Origin of the sequence: Glutamicibacter uratoxydans, assembly GCF_050753455.1 — a bacterium.
Lineage (GTDB): Bacteria > Actinomycetota > Actinomycetes > Actinomycetales > Micrococcaceae > Glutamicibacter > Glutamicibacter uratoxydans_A.
The window spans coordinates 1,100,339-1,116,760 of sequence record NZ_CP192736.1; the positions used below are offsets into that span (position 1 = coordinate 1,100,339).

A 16,422-nucleotide genomic window follows, 5' to 3' on the forward strand; every position below is an offset into this window, starting at 1 on the left:
TTCGGGACCCAGCGGGCTGGCAGGCAGATCTGAGCCTCGGCAATGCCGGGCCGGAAGGTGGGTGACCGCCACGCCCTTAGGTTTACCGGTGGATCCGGAGCTAAAAGCGGCCCCTGCGTTATCGCTCAGTTAGCGAGTCCGAACGGCAGGGGAGCGGGACGCGAGCCGAGCACGGTGATCTTTGCGGTGTCGGAAACCACCCCGGTGGCCTGAGCTTCTTCAAAGAACACCCGGGCCCGTTCATCGAGGTCAGCGGCCTTAACCGGCACATAGGTGGCGCCAACCCAAAGGATGGCAAGGATCTTCAGCTATGAGTCGGCGGTTCCCGAGGGGACACGCACACCGATCTCATCTCCGGCACCTAGCCGAGCCCAAGGCAGCTGCCGGGTAGCGGCCTTGACCTCAATAGGTAACTCGGCATAACTCAGGCTGCGCGTGCCATCGTTAAGAACCGGGGCGTCCGGGTAACGGTCCGTCGTGGCCTAGATGACCTCGATCGGAGTGCGTGGAGCCGGGCTCAGCTAGCTGCCGCAAATTGTGCCTGGTAGGGGCCGGGCACAGGCAGTGTTGCGGCGCTGGATTGAACCATGACCTAGGGTGATCCGTTCCTTCACAGGCCTGTCAGGCAGACGCCCGAGACACCGTCAGGGGGATGACGGTGTCAAAGGAGTGGATCCTGGAGGGTAGAAACCATAAAGATTTCCGTTTCAAGTACATCATTGTTTTGTGCGCGCCGGTACTGGTGAGCCAGTGAATTTCGGCACCACCGCCTTGCAGAACGGTTTAAGGAATCAATAGGACTTTGCCGGTGGTCTCACGAGCTTCTAAGGCGCGGTGGGCTTCGCCGGCTTCGGCCAAGGGGTATTCGGCTGCAATACGAACATCAATTTTGCCTTCGGCGACCCAACCGAATACGTCACCTAGCCGCCAGCCGCGCTCCTGTGGGGTGGTCATAAAGTCAGCTAGATTGGGGCGCGTCACCGTCAGTGAGCCTCCGGCGTTCAAACGTTGCAAATCAAAAGGTGGCACCTGACCGCTGGCCCCGCCAAAGAGCACTAGCGTGCCGCGGCGCTTCAGTGCGTTGAGCGACATCTCGAAGGTGTCCTTTCCGATCCCGTCATAGACCGCATTGACTCCCGCACCACCGGTGACATCCTTGACGGTCTGCGGAACCTGATCGTAATCCACCACATAGTCGGCACCGGCAGCCTTGGCCAGATCCTTCTTCTCTTGGGTGGATGCGGTGGTGATCACGGTGGCGCCCATCAATTTCAGCATTTGGGTCAATAGCAGTCCCACCCCGCCGGCACCGGCATAGGTCAAAATGACATCCTTGGAACGCACCATGTAGCTCGAATGCGTCAGGTAATGGGCAGTGCATCCTTGCAGCGGTAGGGCACCGGCCAAACGCAGATCGATCGAATCCGGGACCTTGCCCAGTAGCTCGGCATCCACCACCGCATATTGCGAATAGCTGCGGGTAGCTTCGGCGGTAGCCACCCGGTCGCCGACTTTCAGATGCTTGACCCCGGGGCCTAGCTCGGTGACGGTTCCGGAGAATTCGGTGCCCGGAGTGAAGGGATAATCCACCTCATACACGCCCGAACGCTGATAGGTTTCAATGAAATTCAATCCGGCGGCCGCCACCTGCACCAGCACTTGACCTTCGCCCGGGGTAGGAATATCGGCTTCGACGTATTCAAGAACCTCAGGTCCGCCGGCCTGTGCAACCTGAATCTGGAATTGCTTCATTTTCTGCTAAGTCCCTTCGTTCAACGTCTTGGAGGATCTGCCCTGTCTTGGTGCGGTTCATTTCTCCTTCATCAGTTTATGACCCTCGCCCTAACGGGTGCTGAGAGTGCGACATGATGCGACTTAAGCCCACGGAAAGAGTGAATATTTATTAGGTTTCATGCATATTCAGCGGTAGAGTTAGCCCATGACGATTTCAGTAGCTGTCTCTGGTGCCAGCGGCTATGCCGGTGGCGAAGTTCTGCGCATTCTAGCCAACCACCCGCAGGTGCAAGTTGGGGCGGTCACCGCACATTCCCAAGCCGGTTCTCGTTTGGGTGCGATCGCTCCGCACCTGCATAAATACGCCGATAAAGTCTTGGTTGAGACCACGGTGGAGAATCTCTCCGGCCACGATGTCGTATTTCTGGCCTTGCCGCACGGAGCTAGCGCGCAGATTGCCGCGCAACTTCCGGCCGACACCCTAGTCATTGACGCCGGAGCCGATCACCGCCTGACCTCCGCGGACGCCTGGGCCAAGTTTTATGGCGAAGGGTACGCTGGGCATTGGCCGTACGGGCTTCCCGAATTACCAGGACATCGCGAGGCACTGCGCGTCAGTAAGCGTATCGCGGTACCCGGATGCTACCCCACCGGAGCTCAGCTGGGTCTGGCCCCAGGATATTCGGCCGGACTGCTGGAACCGCAGGATGTGGTGATTGTGGCAGCCTCTGGCACCTCCGGGGCCGGAAAGAGCCTGAAACCGCACCTGCTGGGCAGTGAAACCATGGGCTCCATGAGCCCTTATGGGGTGGGTGGCTCGCACCGCCACACCCCAGAAATTGAGCAGGGACTGTCGCTGGTGGCCGGCGAACCGGTGCAGATTTCCTTCACCCCCACCTTGGCGCCGATGCCACGGGGCATCCTGACTACCGCCACCGCACGCGTGAAGCCTGGCGTCACTGAGGATCAGCTGCGCTCGGCTTGGCAGCGCGCCTACGCGAACGAACCGTTTGTCACCCTGCTGCCCGAGGGGCAGTGGCCGGGGACCGGCAACGTCTTGGGCACCAACCAGGTGCACTTGCAGTTGGCATTGGACCCGCACGCCTCGCGCGTGATCGTGAGTGCCGCCATTGATAACCTCACCAAGGGCACCGCCGGCGGAGCTGTGCAGTCCATGAATATTGCCCTTGGGCTGGAAGAAACTACCGGACTAACCATGCAAGGAGTCGCACCGTGAGTTCAGCTACCGCCACCACCGGCATCACCGCCCCCGCCGGCTTTAGCGCCGCAGGAGTACCTGCCGGACTGAAAAGCACCGGCGCCAATGACGTCGTGCTGATCCGTAATCACGGACCAGAATTCGCCGCCGCCGCGGTGTTCACCTCTAACCGTGTGGCCGCCGCCCCGGTGCACTGGTCACGACAGGTCATCAGCGATGGCCGGGCGGACGCGATCATCCTGAACTCCGGCGGCGCCAACGCCTGCACCGGTGCCGAGGGATTCGGTAATACGCACCGCACCGCCGAATACACCGCGCAGCTCTTAGGGGTTTCAGCCTCGGACGTGCTGGTGGCATCCACCGGGTTGATCGGTGTGCAGCTGCCCATGGAGAAACTGTTGCCGGGGGTTGAAGCCGCTAGCCAACAACTGGGTAGCGGTGAGGAAGCAGGCCTGTCGGCCGCCACGGGCATCATGACCACCGACACCGTGCCTAAGCAGGCGGTACGGCAGGGCAATGGCTACCGCATCGGCGGTATTGCCAAGGGTGCGGGCATGCTCGCCCCCGGCCTGGCCACCATGCTGGTGGTGTTGACCACCGACGCCAAACTCAGCCCGAGTGAGCTGGATACCGCGTTGCGTCAGGCCACGGCGGTGAGCTTTGACCGGGCCGATTCCGATGGTTGTATGTCTACCAACGACACCGTGGCCCTCTTGGCCTCCGGTGCCAGTTCGGTGACCCCACAGCTTGCCGAATTCACCGAGCTGCTCACCGAACTGTGTCAAGAACTGGCCCGCGCACTGATCGATGACGCCGAAGGTGCGGATCACACCATCGCGGTGCGCACCTTCAACGCCGCCAGTGAGGCCGACGCCCTCGAAGTCTCCCGTGCGGTGTCCCGCTCCAACCTGGTCAAAACCGCCATTTTTGGCCGCGACCCAAACTGGGGCCGGGTACTGAGCGAAGTGGGCACCACCCAGGCTGCCTTCGAACCCGACGAACTGAATGTCTCGATCAACGGTGTCATGGTCTGCCGCGCCGGTGGGGTCGGTGAGGACCGTGAGCTGGTGAACCTGGACGCACGCGAGGTATCGATCGATATCGATCTGAACGCCGGCAGTGCTGAAGCCACCATTCTCACCAACGATCTAACCCACGATTACGTCCACGAAAACTCCGCCTATTCCAGCTAGGCCAACGCCCACCGCGGCGAGGAGCTGAAAGAGAAATCATGACTGAAACCAAACCCACCCCGATGGACGAGGCTCACCGCAAAGCCGAGGCCCTGATTGAGGCTCTGCCGTGGATCCAGCGCTTTGCCGGATCCACCATGGTGATCAAATACGGCGGCAACGCGATGGTCAACGATGAGCTGCGTCGGGCCTTCGCTGAAGACATCGTTTTTCTGCGCCATGTGGGGATCAATCCGGTGGTGGTACACGGGGGCGGACCACAAATTAATAAGATGCTGGAGAAATTGGGCATCGAGTCGGAATTCCGTGGCGGGCTGCGGGTCACCACCCCGGAAGCGATGGACGTGGTCCGGATGGTGCTTACCGGTCAGGTGCAACGCGACCTGATCGGACTGATCAACTCCCACGGACCCTACGCAGTGGGACTCTCCGGTGAAGATGGGGCCACCTTACAAGCGGTTCGCACCGGCACCGTCGTGGACGGTGTCCAAGTTGATCTGGGATTGGTCGGCGAAGTGACCGGGGTACGCACCACACAGGTGGATAACCTACTCAGCGCCCGCATGATTCCGGTGATTTCCACTGTGGCTCCGGAATTTGATGCTGCGGGGGAGCCCACCGGGGCGGTGCTGAACGTCAACGCTGATACCGCCGCGGCCTCCCTAGCCGCCGCCTTGGGGGCCTCCAAGCTGGTCATCCTCACGGACGTTGAGGGCCTCTACGCGGCCTGGCCGGACAAATCCTCGCTGATCACCTCGCTGACCGCAGCTGAACTACGGCAGATGCTACCTTCCTTGCAATCCGGGATGATCCCGAAGATGGCAGCCTGCCTGGCGGCGGTGGATGCCGGGGTAGCCCGGGCGCACATTGTCGACGGACGCCAACCGCACTCGATGCTGCTCGAAGTATTTACTACCGCCGGGGTCGGCACCCAGGTGGTACCTGGAAAGGACGACTAATGCCACTACCCAATGATGAGGCACAATCCTCGGCCGATGCGCTCTCCGCGTTGAGCGTACTGCCCGGGTCAGCGCTCACCTCCACCGCACTGACCGAACGCTACAAGAGCGCCCTGCTGGGGGTTTTCGGCACCCCGCAACGCGTATTGGTGCGCGGTTCGGGATCGCACGTCTGGGATGCCGACGGACGCCAATACCTCGATCTGCTCGGCGGCATCGCGGTGAACACGCTGGGCCATGCCCACCCGCTGCTCTCCTCGGTGATCACCTCGCAGCTTGCTACCCTCGGTCACGTTTCGAACTTCTTCACCTCCCCGGCCCAGATCACCTTGGCCGAACAACTGCTCAAGATTTCCGGTGCTCCCGGTGGGTCCAAGGTGTTCTTCACCAACTCGGGTACTGAAGCCAACGAAGCAGCGCTGAAACTGTCGCGGCGCAATCGGGGCACTGCAGATAAACCGCGCACTAAGGTGATCGCCCTAGAAAACGCATTTCATGGGCGGAGTCTCGGCGCCCTGTCGCTGACTTGGAAGCAGGCCTACCGCGAACCCTTCGAACCCTTGCCGGGCAATGTGCAATGGATCCCCGCCGGGGATATTGACGCATTGCGTGCGGCGGTCGACGAAACCGTGCAAGCGGTCTTCATTGAGCCGATTCAAGGTGAAGCCGGGGTGCGGGAACTGGACGTGGACTACCTTCGGGCAGCCCGCGCCATCACCCATGAAGCCGGAGCCTTGCTGATTTTTGATGAGGTACAGACCGGGATGGGACGCACCGGACAGTACTTCGCCTCGGCCCCGATCGTGCCGGATGTGATGACCTTGGCCAAGGGCTTGGGCGGTGGGTTCCCGATCGGTGCGATGATCACCTTTGGTCACCAGACCAGTGACCTGTTGAACCCGGGAGATCACGGAACCACCTTCGGCGGCAACCCGGTGGCAACCGCTGCCGCCTTGGCCACCATCCACGTGATCGACAAGGACAACCTGCTCACTCATGTGGCCGACACCGGACAATGGCTGACCGAGCAATTGCGGGCGATCAGCGGTATTACCGCCGTGCGCGGCCGCGGTCTGCTGGTGGCTTTTGATCTGGAGAAACCAATTGCCGCGCAGCTGGTGAGCGCGGCCCTTGATGCTGGATTCATCGTGAACACCACCGGCCCGCATACCGTCAGGCTGGCCCCGCCGCTGATCATTACCCGTGAACAGCTGGCCACCTTCATCGCTAAGCTACCTGCGCTGATCGGCCAGGGGCTTATGACCTACAAGGAGAACTAGCCCATGGCTACCACCCGTCACTTTTTGACCGATCTTGACCTTTCACCTCAAGAATTGGACGAGGTTCTCGACCTGGCTCTAGAGATGAAGGCCGACAAGTACGGTTTCACCCCCTATGCCGGTCCGCAGACCGTTGCCGTGTTCTTCGACAAGACGTCCACCCGCACCCGGGTGTCCTTCCACGCCGGCATCGCCGAACTGGGCGGTTCACCGCTGATCATCAACTCCGGCGAATCGCAGCTGGGCCACAAGGAATCGATCTCCGACTCGGCCCAGGTCCTCGAACGCATGGTTTCCACCATTGTGTGGCGGACGTACGCTCAGTCGGGGTTGGAAGAAATGGCCGCCAACAGCTCGGTACCGGTGATTAACGCGTTATCCGATGACTACCATCCCTGCCAGTTGTTGGCTGACCTGCTGACCGTGCGCGAACACAAGGGTCAGCTCGCCGGATTAACCATGAGCTATCTGGGGGACGCAGCTAACAATATGGCTAACTCCTACCTACTGGCCGGGGTCAACGCTGGGATGCACGTGCGGATCGCCGGACCCGCAGGCTACCTACCGGAACCACGGATCATTGCGGCCGCCGAGGAACGTGCGGCACACACCGGGGGGTCGGTGCTGATCACCAGCGACCCGGCCGAAGCCTTGGATGGAGCCGATGTGATCGCCACCGACACTTGGGTTTCGATGGGCCAAGAAGATGAGAAGGAAGCCCGCTTGAAGCTCTTCACCGATTATGCGGTGACGAGCAAGGCGCTGAAGCTGGCAAAGGACGATGCGATCGTGCTGCACTGCTTGCCAGCGTACCGCGGCTATGAAATCGAGGCGGAGGTCATCGACGGGCCACAGTCGGTGGTCTTTGATGAGGCCGAAAACCGGGTACACGCGCAGAAGGCGATTATGGCTTGGCTGATGAGTGCTTCGGGGCTGGCACGCAGCCCTCGGGAAGCCAAGTAAATGGCTACCCAACCCAGCACCAAGACAGCGCGGCAGGCACGTATCCGAACCTTCTTGGGTAATCATTCGGTCAAGTCGCAAGCCGAGTTGTTAGCGCTGCTCAAAGACGATGGGCTGGAAGTTACCCAGGCGACGCTCTCCCGCGACCTAGTGGAGATCGGTGCGGTGCGAATTCGGGATGCCTCCGGGCAGCTGATCTACGCGGTGCGTCAAGAAGGCGGGGATCGCTCCCCACAGTCGGCGCTCACCCAAGAAGTTCTGGACGCCCGGCTAGCGAAAATCTGTCAGGAACAGCTCGTGACAGCCGAAGCTTCGGGAAATATTGTGGTGCTACGTACCCCTCCCGGCGCCGCGAATTTACTGGCCTTGGCCATCGATCACTCGCAAATGCCTTCGATCCTGGGGTGTATCGCTGGGGATGACACGATCATGGTCATCACTCGCAGTGCTGAAGGTGGCGCAGAAGTAGCCAGTCGCTTCCTGCAGCTGGCCGACACTAACTGAATTACCTCACCCGTTAAAACGCTGGGCCCGGACAGTTCAACTGTCCGGGCCCAGCGTTTTAGGCTGCTATTTCGTCGATACTTTCCATACCGAACGAGGTCTCGAATGCCCGTTGCACCTCGTCGGTATGCGAAACCATAATAATTTTGTGGATCGAGGTGATGTGTTTATTAGTGCTCACCCATTCACTAATCGCCTTGACCGCGATTTCTGCGACCTGTTCTGCCGGCCATCCGAAGGCCCCAGCACCAATCGCCGGGAAGGCAATGGAATGCGCGTCGTGTCGGGAAGCGACGTAGAGGGAATTGGTGAAGCAATCGGCCAGAATCTTCGGGTTGGCCTTTCCCAACTTGAGGTTCGGGGCTGCCGTATGAATCACCCAGCGGGCATCTAGCTGACCGGCCTTGGTCGCGACCGCGATCCCCGACGGAATGCCATTGGGGTATTGGTTGTTGCGAATTGTGCGGCAGGCCGCTAACAATTCGGGCCCAGCTGCCTCATGGATAGCACCGTCCACACCGCCGCCTCCAAGCAACGAGGGGTTTGCAGCATTGACGATGGCTTCGGCACCCACCCGAATAATGTCGCCTCGAATGAGCTGGATTTCCATGGTCGTACCTCCAAAGAAGTATCCGTATTCCTCTGTGTAAGCTCACCTTACGCGCAGCTGTGCGCCAGTGGAAGAGGCTCCCGACGAAGTGAGGGGAAAACTATGCCCCCACCGGGCCTAAGCGGTGAGGGCATTAGTTGGTCGGAAACCGCGACTCGGCAAGCACCTGATTACAGGTACTGCTCGATCAACTCACGGAACTTGGGAAGATCGAACATCTCGGTGACGGCAAGCGCGTTCTGTGGTCCGAGCCGGGGATCCGCGCCGGCTTCTAAGAGCAGCTTCGTGCTTTCTTCATCCTGTTTGAATACCGCGCAGGTCAACGCGTTTTGACCACGGGCATTGAGCTGATTCAGATCGGCACCACGCTCAATCAGCGCCTTGACCACCTCTGGCTGAGAATTGTAAGCCGCCAAAATGAGCAGCGAGTCTCCCTTGCCGTCGGTGAGGTTCACCGGGATACCTTGGTCGATGACGGAGCTGAGCATTTGTACCTTGCCCTGACGGGCCATATCCAAAATCTGGTTGAGGAACTCAATTTGCTCATCGGACAGCTCGGGCTGTGCAGGGTTTTCAGTCATAAAAACAGTGTAACGACCCGGGTGCGCTAGCCCGAAGTAGCGCGCGGCAAAGAATCCAGATAACCCGAAGTCTGCCCGTTCTCCAGCCTGGACGACGGTCGAAGCCGAGGTAGCAAGGAAATCCACACAAACAAGATTGAATATTTATAAGTATCCATGCATAAGATTTGCTAGAGTGTACTGCAGAGAAAGAATCGTATCCGTCGACTCTGCGGAGTGTGCTGAAAGGAACAGGTCATGACCTCTTCAACCAATGAAGGTTCGCTATGGGGTGGACGCTTTTCCGGCGGCCCGGCAGACGCCATGGCGGCGCTGAGTAAGTCCACGCATTTCGACTGGCGGCTAGCCAGCTACGACATTGCCGGATCACGGGCCCACGCCAAAGTTCTACACCGCTCGAACCTGCTCAACGATGACGAGCTTCAGGGCATGCTGGCCGCATTGGACCAACTTGAAGCGGATGTCCGAGACGAAGTGTACGTAGCCGCCGAATCCGATGAGGACGTTCATGGCTCGTTGGAGCGAGGCTTGCTCGAACGCGCCGGGGTGCAGCTTGGCGGCAAACTTCGTGCCGGACGTTCGCGCAATGACCAGATCGCCACCCTGGGCCGAATGTTCCTGCGCGATCATGCACGCATCATCTCCCACGGACTGGTCGAGACCATAGATGCTCTGGTCGCTCAGGCCAAGGCGCACCCTTATGCGCCGATGCCCGGACGCACCCACCTGCAGCACGCTCAGCCGATCCTGCTCTCTCATCTGCTCTTGGCTTACGCCTGGCCGATGCTCCGTGACGTGCAGCGTTTTGTTGATTGGGATAAGCGTGCCGCCGTGTCGCCCTACGGTTCTGGGGCGCTCGCCGGTCAGACCTTGGGCCTTGACCCGAACTTTGTCGCCGCCGAACTAGGTTTTGATTCCGCGGTACACAACTCCATCGACGGCACCGCGGCACGTGATGTCTTTGCCGAGTTCTCGTGGATCACCGCCATGATCGGTGTTGACCTGTCGCGCATCAGCGAGGAAATCATCCTCTGGGCCACCAAGGAATTCTCCTTCGTGACTTTGCACGACGCGTTCTCCACTGGCTCGTCGATCATGCCGCAAAAGAAGAATCCGGATATTGCCGAACTTGCTCGCGGCAAAGCCGGGCGGCTAATTGGCGACCTTACCGGTTTGTTGGCAACCCTCAAGGCGCTTCCGTTGGCCTATAACCGTGACCTGCAAGAGGACAAGGAACCGGTCTTTGACGCTGCCGACACCTTGGAAATCTTGCTTCCGGCAGTCTCTGGCATGATCGCCACACTGAGCTTCAACACCGAGCGGATGGCGGAGTTGGCCCCGCAAGGCTTTGCGCTGGCCACCGATATCGCTGAATGGCTGGTCCGTCAGGGTGTTCCATTCCGTGACGCCCATGAAATTTCCGGCGCCGCGGTGAAGCTTGCCGAATCGCGCGGTGTTGAACTGTGGGATCTGACTGATACGGACTATGCGCAAATCTCTGAGCATCTGACCCCCGCAGTGCGCGAGGTTCTGTCCACCGAGGGCTCGCTGAACGCGCGCAACGGTCAAGGCGGTACCGCTCCGAGCGCGGTCGCCGCTCAGTTGGTGGAGTTCGAGCGCCAGCTAGAGGAGGTTCGAAGCTGGCTGAACTCCAAGTAGGAGACTAGTCATATAGATGACTTGGTTCGCGATGTAGAGCGAATCGACCCCGTGGCCCGCGCTGCACGTGCTGGATAGTTGATCCGGCACCGGTGGTGCGGGCTGCGTTCGCTTAACAGGCTAAATCCGCCCCTCGGCGACACTGGAAGCGGGCAGATGGAGGCGGGATTACTTTTCCTGTGAGAGGACTAGTGCCTTGCCAGCGTCATCTCGGCTAGAGTGTGAATCATGACACAGGAACTGCCGCACGATATCTTGATCGAAGAGGTCACCAAGGCTTTAGGCGAGCTGGAAGATCAGTTGCGCGAGCTGCCGGAGGAAGAGTTTACTAAGCCTAGCTCACTGCCAGACTGGTCGATTTCCCAACTAGTTGCACATTTGCATTCCTTTGCGCGGGCAGTGCTTCGACAATTCGCGCAGGCGGGGACTGACAGCCCACCGGAAATGTACGACGGTGGGATGGCCGGACGCATCGAATCGATCAATATGACCGCGCTAATGCGTCCGGAGTCCTTGCGCGATATGGTGTTGGAATCCTTGGCGGAACTGCGCGAGGTGCTTCCCACGACGGCCCAGAAGCTGGACCTTGCGGTGGGTTATCGGCCCGGCGGCACCGTGGTGGATATGCTGTACGCAACTTGGCGGGAACTGCTGATTCACGCGACCGACCTCGATGAATACCGCCGCCCGGCCGCCAGTTGGCCCCGGGCATTTAGCGAACATCTCATCCGGGCCCTCGGACCCAGAGTGGCAGAGAGTGACCGCATCGTCCTGCAACCACATGGCATGCAACCCATCGTCTTAGGGCACGGACCGCATTCCTACGTACTCACCGGAACCGAATTTGACTTGGCTGCTTGGCTGGCAGGGCGTCCGGCGCAAGGGGTGCTTCAAGCATCTTCGGACGCCGAACTATCTGATTTTCCAACGCTCAAACCTTGGCCACAAGGGCAGTTGCTTCCGCGTTAATTTCTCCTCGGAAAGCCGCAGGCCGGTGAGGTAAAGCCCACACCGGTCCGCGGCTTGTTCCGGCAGGGACTAAAATTGTGTGGTGACTACAAAGGAAAATATCTGCGACCTATTGGATCGCATGTGCGAAATCGTGCCCGATTATCCGCAAGCTGGGGTTTCGTTTAAGGACCTGACCCCGGTATTCGCTGACCCGGTCGGTCTGCGCCGGATCGTTGACGAGCTTGTTGAACGTTTTGCCGGTCAGTTCGATATCGTCGCTGGGTTGGAAGCCCGCGGTTTTGTGTTAGCGGCGGCCGCAGCCTACGCCGCGGGTACCGGAATGCTCACCATCCGTAAGGCCGGGAAGCTGCCACGCGAGGTCTACCGTGATGATTACACCCTGGAATACGGTTCGGCATCCCTGGAAATTCACAAGGATGAGATTGTTCCTGGCACCCGCGTCCTGATTCTCGATGACGTGCTGGCTACCGGCGGTACCGTCGGTTCCGCCGCCCGGTTGATCGAGCGTGCCGGCGGTGTGGTTGCCGGGGTAGGGGTCGTACTGGAATTGGGGGATCTCGGGGGACGTGCAAACCTGGGTGGCCGACACATTGAAAGCCTGCAGCTCGTCTAATCGCTCAACGCCGGATTCGTCACATCTTTGGTATGAGCGCCGGTAAACCTGAGTAGAATGGTCTGTCTCGTATTTGGCAGGGTGAGGGGAACTAGGTGTCGGGCACGATCGAGCAGGATCTGTTGGATGAGTCGGCATATGTCGGCATGCTGTACCAACGGTTGGATGAACTACGAGCCGAAAAAATTGAGCAGCTTAGCCGCACTCGAGCTACCGGCGCGGTGGGTTCTTTCCAGAATCAGTCCGAACGTGACTCCTTTGCCACCCTCTATGAGGACCGCATCGCGCAGCTTGAAGCGGTGGAAGAGCGCCTAGTTTTCGGTCGGCTGGACCTCAACGGTACGAAGCACGATCAGGAATCCGGAGTCCAGGGGCCACGCTACATTGGCCGCATCGGCATCAGCGATGAGGACCTGAACCGGCTCATGGTGGACTGGCGGGCTTCCGAAGCCGCCCCCTTTTATCAAGCGACCGCCTTGCAACCAATGGGTGTGCGCCGCCGTCGTCACTTGATTCTCAAGGGTCGAACCGTGGCCGGGGTGGAAGATGATGTGCTGGACCCAACCTGGCTGGATGAGGGGCACACTCACCACGGTGAGGGGGCGCTCATGGCGGCCTTGCGGGAAAAACGTACCGGGCGCATGGGCGACATTGTTGGCACCATTCAGTCTGAACAGGACGCGATTATCCGCTCCGAACTTGCTGGCACCATTGTTGTCCAGGGTGGTCCCGGTACTGGTAAGACCGCGGTTGCGCTACACCGTGCGGCCTACCTCTTGTACGAATACCGCGAACGTCTGAAGAACGCAGGCGTACTGATCGTCGGCCCTTCTACCTCTTTCATGCGCTACATTGAGCGCGTACTACCTTCGCTGGGTGAAACCGGCGTGGTGATGAGTTCCCTCGGTGAGCTCTATCCAGGGTTGCATGCGATATCCGAAACTCGGCGCGACACCGCCGCGGTCAAGGGTCGACTTTCAATGGCGAAGGTGATCGCACAGGCGGTGCGTAATCGTCAGCGTCTGCTCAGTGCGGACCGCACCGTGGTTGTTGAAGGAACCCGGTTGACCTTGACCCGGCAAATGGTGCGTCATGCCCGCGACCGGGCCCGCCATACGAAGAAACCTTATAACCAGGCGCGCGAAACCTTCGTGAAGACGCTGGTGGGCGAATTAGCCGAGCAGATGAAACGCCAGCTCGAAGAATCATCCGGTCAGATTTCTGCGGCCGACCGGAGCTATCTGCCGCAGGAAGTACGCGAATCCGAGGATGTGCGGATCGCACTGAATTTGTGCTGGATGCCTTTGACACCGCAACGACTGCTCGAAGAGCTTTATGCCAAGCCGTATCTTATGGAGGCCGCGGCACCGCAGCTATCCGCTGTGGAACGTGCCAGCCTGTACCGTCCGGCAGGATCTGCCTTCACCGAGGCTGATATACCGCTGCTTGACGAAGCAGCCGAACTGCTCGGGGAGTTCATCGATCCGCGCGATGCGCTGAACACCGCGCAGTATGACCGTGACGTGGAAAATGCCACGGCAGCCTTGGCAAATATGGACACCATGCTGAAAAATGCTGGAATTGACGGGGTAGTCACTGCGGAACAGATTGCCGCGGTGAATCAGGAAACCGCTGTGCGGCGTACCGCGGCCGAGCGTGCTGCCGCGGATCGGACCTGGGCCTATGGCCATATTGTGGTGGATGAAGCGCAGGAGCTTTCCCCAATGCAATGGCGCTTACTGATGCGGCGGTGCCCGATGAAGTCCTTCACCATTGTCGGTGACATCGCCCAGACATCGGCGGCCTCCGGTGCGCTGAGTTGGGGCGAAGCATTGGAACCATTCATGGGGGACCGTTTCCGTCTTGATGAATTAACCGTGAACTATCGCACCCCGGCCCAGATTGCTGAGGCCGCTACCGCGGTGGCGCAGGCTGCCGGGTTGCGGATCACCACCCCGCAAGCTGTCCGCGAAGGGGACTGGCCACCGCTTTTCACGTCCACTGAAGAGCAGTACCTACTGGATGAACTTCAACGGGTGCTTCCCACCGAACTGGAGTATGCCGCCGGTGGACTGCAGGCCGTCATCGTGCCGCAGGACAAGCTCGAAGCATACCGCGATGCCTTGCAGAAGGAATATGGCGAACGGGTCGGTACCGGTTCCGGTGGCATCGTGCAGAACATCGTCGTCATCTCCGCACGTGAGTCCAAGGGTCTGGAATTTGACGGGGTCATCATAGTGGAGCCGGCCGAGCTGGTGAGCGAAATCGATGGCGGCGTGGGTGATCTCTATGTGGCCATGACACGCACCACGCAGCGGCTACACGTGGTGCACGCCAAAGCGCTACCCGCAGGCTTCGCCGTAAAGCAACGCACGAACTAAGCACCGCGTGCGGATTTTGCTAATCTTGACTCGTGTCTGAAATTAAGCAGAATCCCGCACTAGCGGAACAAAGTAACGATCCAAGCTTCGAGAATATTTGGCAGGAACTGAAGTGGCGTGGCTTGATCCATGTATCCACCGATGAAGCCGCGCTAGAAAAGGCTCTGGCCACGGAGACGATCACTTACTATTGCGGGTTCGACCCCACCGCTTCGTCACTGCACTTGGGGCACCTGGTGCAGCTGCTCAATATGCGACGGATGCAGCTGGCCGGCCACAAGCCGTTGGCTCTGGTGGGTGGTTCCACCGGTTTGATCGGGGATCCGCGCCAGACCGCCGAACGCACATTGAACACCCGCGAAACCGTTGCCGAGTGGGTCTCCAGCCTGCAGGAACAAGTCTCGAACTACCTGTCCTTTGAGGGTGAGAACGCCGTCCGTCTGGTTAACAACCTCGACTGGACTCGTGATGTCAGCGCGCTGGATTTCCTGCGTGACATTGGAAAGTACTTCCGTGTGGGCACCATGATCAAAAAAGAGATCGTGGCAGCACGCCTGAACTCGGATGAAGGCATCAGCTACACCGAATTCTCCTACCAGGTTTTGCAAGGCTTCGACTTCTTGGAACTCAACCGTCAGTACGGTTGCACCTTGCAGACCGGTGGTTCCGATCAGTGGGGCAACCTCACCAGCGGTACCGAGCTGATCCGCAAGGTTGAAGGTAAGCACGTCCACGCCTTTGGTACCCCATTGATTACCAACTCGGATGGCACAAAGTTTGGAAAGTCCGAGGGCAACGCTATCTGGTTGGATCCGGAGCTTTGTAGCCCGTACACCTTCTACCAGTTCTGGTTGAATACCGCCGATGCCGATGTGCTGGAGCGGCTGAAGGTCTTCACCTTTATGACGCGTGCGGAAATCGAAGCCATGGCGACCGAAGTTGCCGAGCGTCCACATCAGCGCAAGGCACAACGCGAGCTTGCATGGCGCGTGACCAGTTTGGTTCACGGCGTCGAAGCCACCGAGAAGGTTATTGCCGCCTCGGCAGCAGTCTTTGGTAACGGCGAACTAAACGAAATTGATCTGCCAACCTTGCAGGCGGTTATCGCAGAGTTGCCTACCGCAACGATTTCGGTAGATAGTCTGGGCATCCTCAACGTCCTGCAGACCAGTGGGTTGAGTAAGTCGCAGTCCGAAGCACGTCGTACCGTTTCCGAAGGTGGTGCCTACGTCAATAACGCAAAAGTTAGTGGCCCTGACACCGAGTTGAGTGAGGCTGACTTCCTGCACGGACGTTATGCCATCATTCGTCGAGGCAAGAAGAACATGGCAGTGCTCGAACTGGCCTAAGCCCCGGTACAAACATTCCTCGGAATGAACAAAGCGATAAAACCGCCGAAATCCTGTGAACCACAGCACATTCTCGGCGGTTTTTCGCTATCTAGTTCCCGTAAACCCGGTTTTGCCCCGGAATCTCGCGGATTCTGCTGAGGCAAGGCTCGATTTGCGTGGTGGTGGAAACCTGCGTATAGTTTTTCTTTGTTGCCAGCGAGGAACACGCCGCGAAAGCGGGAAGTTCACCTGGTCTTCACAAAGACTTTCCTTGCTAGTCACTGAGGGTTCCGGTTTGGTTTGAACCGGGTTCACGGTGTGGTAAGGTTGGGAAGTTGCTCCGAAGCGAAGCGCTCACCTTTGGTGGTGGGTTGTGGTGTCGGAAGTGTTTGTTGTTTGAGAACTCAATAGTGTGCCAAGTTT

The 16,422-nt window shown here is 59.3% G+C and carries 15 protein-coding genes; 11 read left to right on the forward strand and 4 right to left on the reverse strand.

Translation table 11 applies throughout. From position 1 onward, the window contains the following. Positions 1-125: 125 nt before the first annotated feature. Together ACQQZ8_RS05090 and ACQQZ8_RS05095 are read right to left on the reverse strand one after the other, a co-directional pair. Positions 126-269, reverse strand: coding sequence for a hypothetical protein (locus ACQQZ8_RS05090; protein ID WP_431711604.1), 144 nt, complete (start codon positions 267-269; stop codon positions 126-128). 514 nt (positions 270-783) lie between these two features. After that, positions 784-1,752, reverse strand: coding sequence for a quinone oxidoreductase family protein (locus ACQQZ8_RS05095; RefSeq protein ID WP_431711606.1), 969 nt, complete (start codon positions 1,750-1,752; stop codon positions 784-786). Between the two features lie 187 nt (positions 1,753-1,939). Between ACQQZ8_RS05095 and argC the strand changes: the two genes are divergently transcribed. From argC to ACQQZ8_RS05125, 6 genes are read left to right on the forward strand one after another with little or no spacing between them, the layout of a single operon-like run. After that, positions 1,940-2,971: an N-acetyl-gamma-glutamyl-phosphate reductase gene (gene argC, locus ACQQZ8_RS05100; RefSeq protein ID WP_431711607.1), complete on the forward strand. Its 1,032-nt coding sequence runs from the start codon at positions 1,940-1,942 to the stop codon at positions 2,969-2,971. Beyond that, a complete protein-coding gene (gene argJ / locus ACQQZ8_RS05105; protein ID WP_431711608.1) occupies positions 2,968-4,146 on the forward strand; it encodes a bifunctional glutamate N-acetyltransferase/amino-acid acetyltransferase ArgJ in 1,179 nt (392 codons plus the stop codon). Before argC ends, argJ begins: the two co-directional genes overlap by 4 nt. A gap of 38 nt (positions 4,147-4,184) precedes the next feature. Next, positions 4,185-5,105, forward strand: coding sequence for an acetylglutamate kinase (gene argB, locus ACQQZ8_RS05110; RefSeq protein WP_431711609.1), 921 nt, complete (start codon positions 4,185-4,187; stop codon positions 5,103-5,105). Beyond that, positions 5,105-6,385, forward strand: coding sequence for an acetylornithine transaminase (locus ACQQZ8_RS05115; protein ID WP_431711610.1), 1,281 nt, complete (start codon positions 5,105-5,107; stop codon positions 6,383-6,385). The genes argB and ACQQZ8_RS05115 overlap by 1 nt, the downstream gene beginning before the upstream one ends. A 3-nt stretch (positions 6,386-6,388) precedes the next feature. Then, complete coding sequence (gene argF, locus ACQQZ8_RS05120; RefSeq protein ID WP_431711611.1) at positions 6,389-7,348, forward strand: ornithine carbamoyltransferase; 960 nt, start codon at positions 6,389-6,391, stop codon at positions 7,346-7,348. After that, positions 7,349-7,852 (forward strand): arginine repressor, encoded by a 504-nt coding sequence (locus ACQQZ8_RS05125; protein WP_431711612.1) that lies wholly within the window; start codon positions 7,349-7,351, stop codon positions 7,850-7,852. 58 nt (positions 7,853-7,910) lie between these two features. On the opposite strand, the gene ACQQZ8_RS05130 is transcribed toward ACQQZ8_RS05125, so the two are convergent. Continuing rightward, positions 7,911-8,462 carry an O-acetyl-ADP-ribose deacetylase gene (locus ACQQZ8_RS05130; RefSeq protein ID WP_431711613.1) on the reverse strand — a complete coding sequence of 184 codons (552 nt, stop codon included), beginning with the start codon at positions 8,460-8,462 and terminating at the stop codon, positions 7,911-7,913. Between the two features lie 170 nt (positions 8,463-8,632). Next, on the reverse strand, positions 8,633-9,043 hold the full coding sequence (locus tag ACQQZ8_RS05135) for an ankyrin repeat domain-containing protein (protein ID WP_431711614.1): 411 nt from the start codon (positions 9,041-9,043) through the stop codon (positions 8,633-8,635). A 237-nt stretch (positions 9,044-9,280) separates the two neighbouring features. On the opposite strand from ACQQZ8_RS05135, the gene argH reads away from it, so the two are divergent. From argH to tyrS, 5 genes are all read left to right on the forward strand, one after another. Next, positions 9,281-10,702: an argininosuccinate lyase gene (gene argH / locus ACQQZ8_RS05140; RefSeq protein ID WP_431711615.1), complete on the forward strand. Its 1,422-nt coding sequence runs from the start codon at positions 9,281-9,283 to the stop codon at positions 10,700-10,702. Positions 10,703-10,930: 228 nt separating this feature from the next. Further along, positions 10,931-11,671, forward strand: a complete 741-nt coding sequence (locus ACQQZ8_RS05145) for a maleylpyruvate isomerase family mycothiol-dependent enzyme (RefSeq protein ID WP_431711616.1) — start codon at positions 10,931-10,933, stop codon at positions 11,669-11,671. 79 nt (positions 11,672-11,750) lie between these two features. Beyond that, entirely contained in the window at positions 11,751-12,287 is a 537-nt protein-coding gene (locus tag ACQQZ8_RS05150; RefSeq protein WP_431711617.1) for an adenine phosphoribosyltransferase, read from the forward strand. Between the two features lie 146 nt (positions 12,288-12,433). Next, a complete protein-coding gene (locus tag ACQQZ8_RS05155) occupies positions 12,434-14,668 on the forward strand; it encodes a HelD family protein (protein WP_431712143.1) in 2,235 nt (744 codons plus the stop codon). Positions 14,669-14,709: 41 nt separating this feature from the next. Then, entirely contained in the window at positions 14,710-16,017 is a 1,308-nt protein-coding gene (gene tyrS, locus ACQQZ8_RS05160; protein ID WP_431712144.1) for a tyrosine--tRNA ligase, read from the forward strand. Positions 16,018-16,422: the final 405 nt, after the last annotated feature.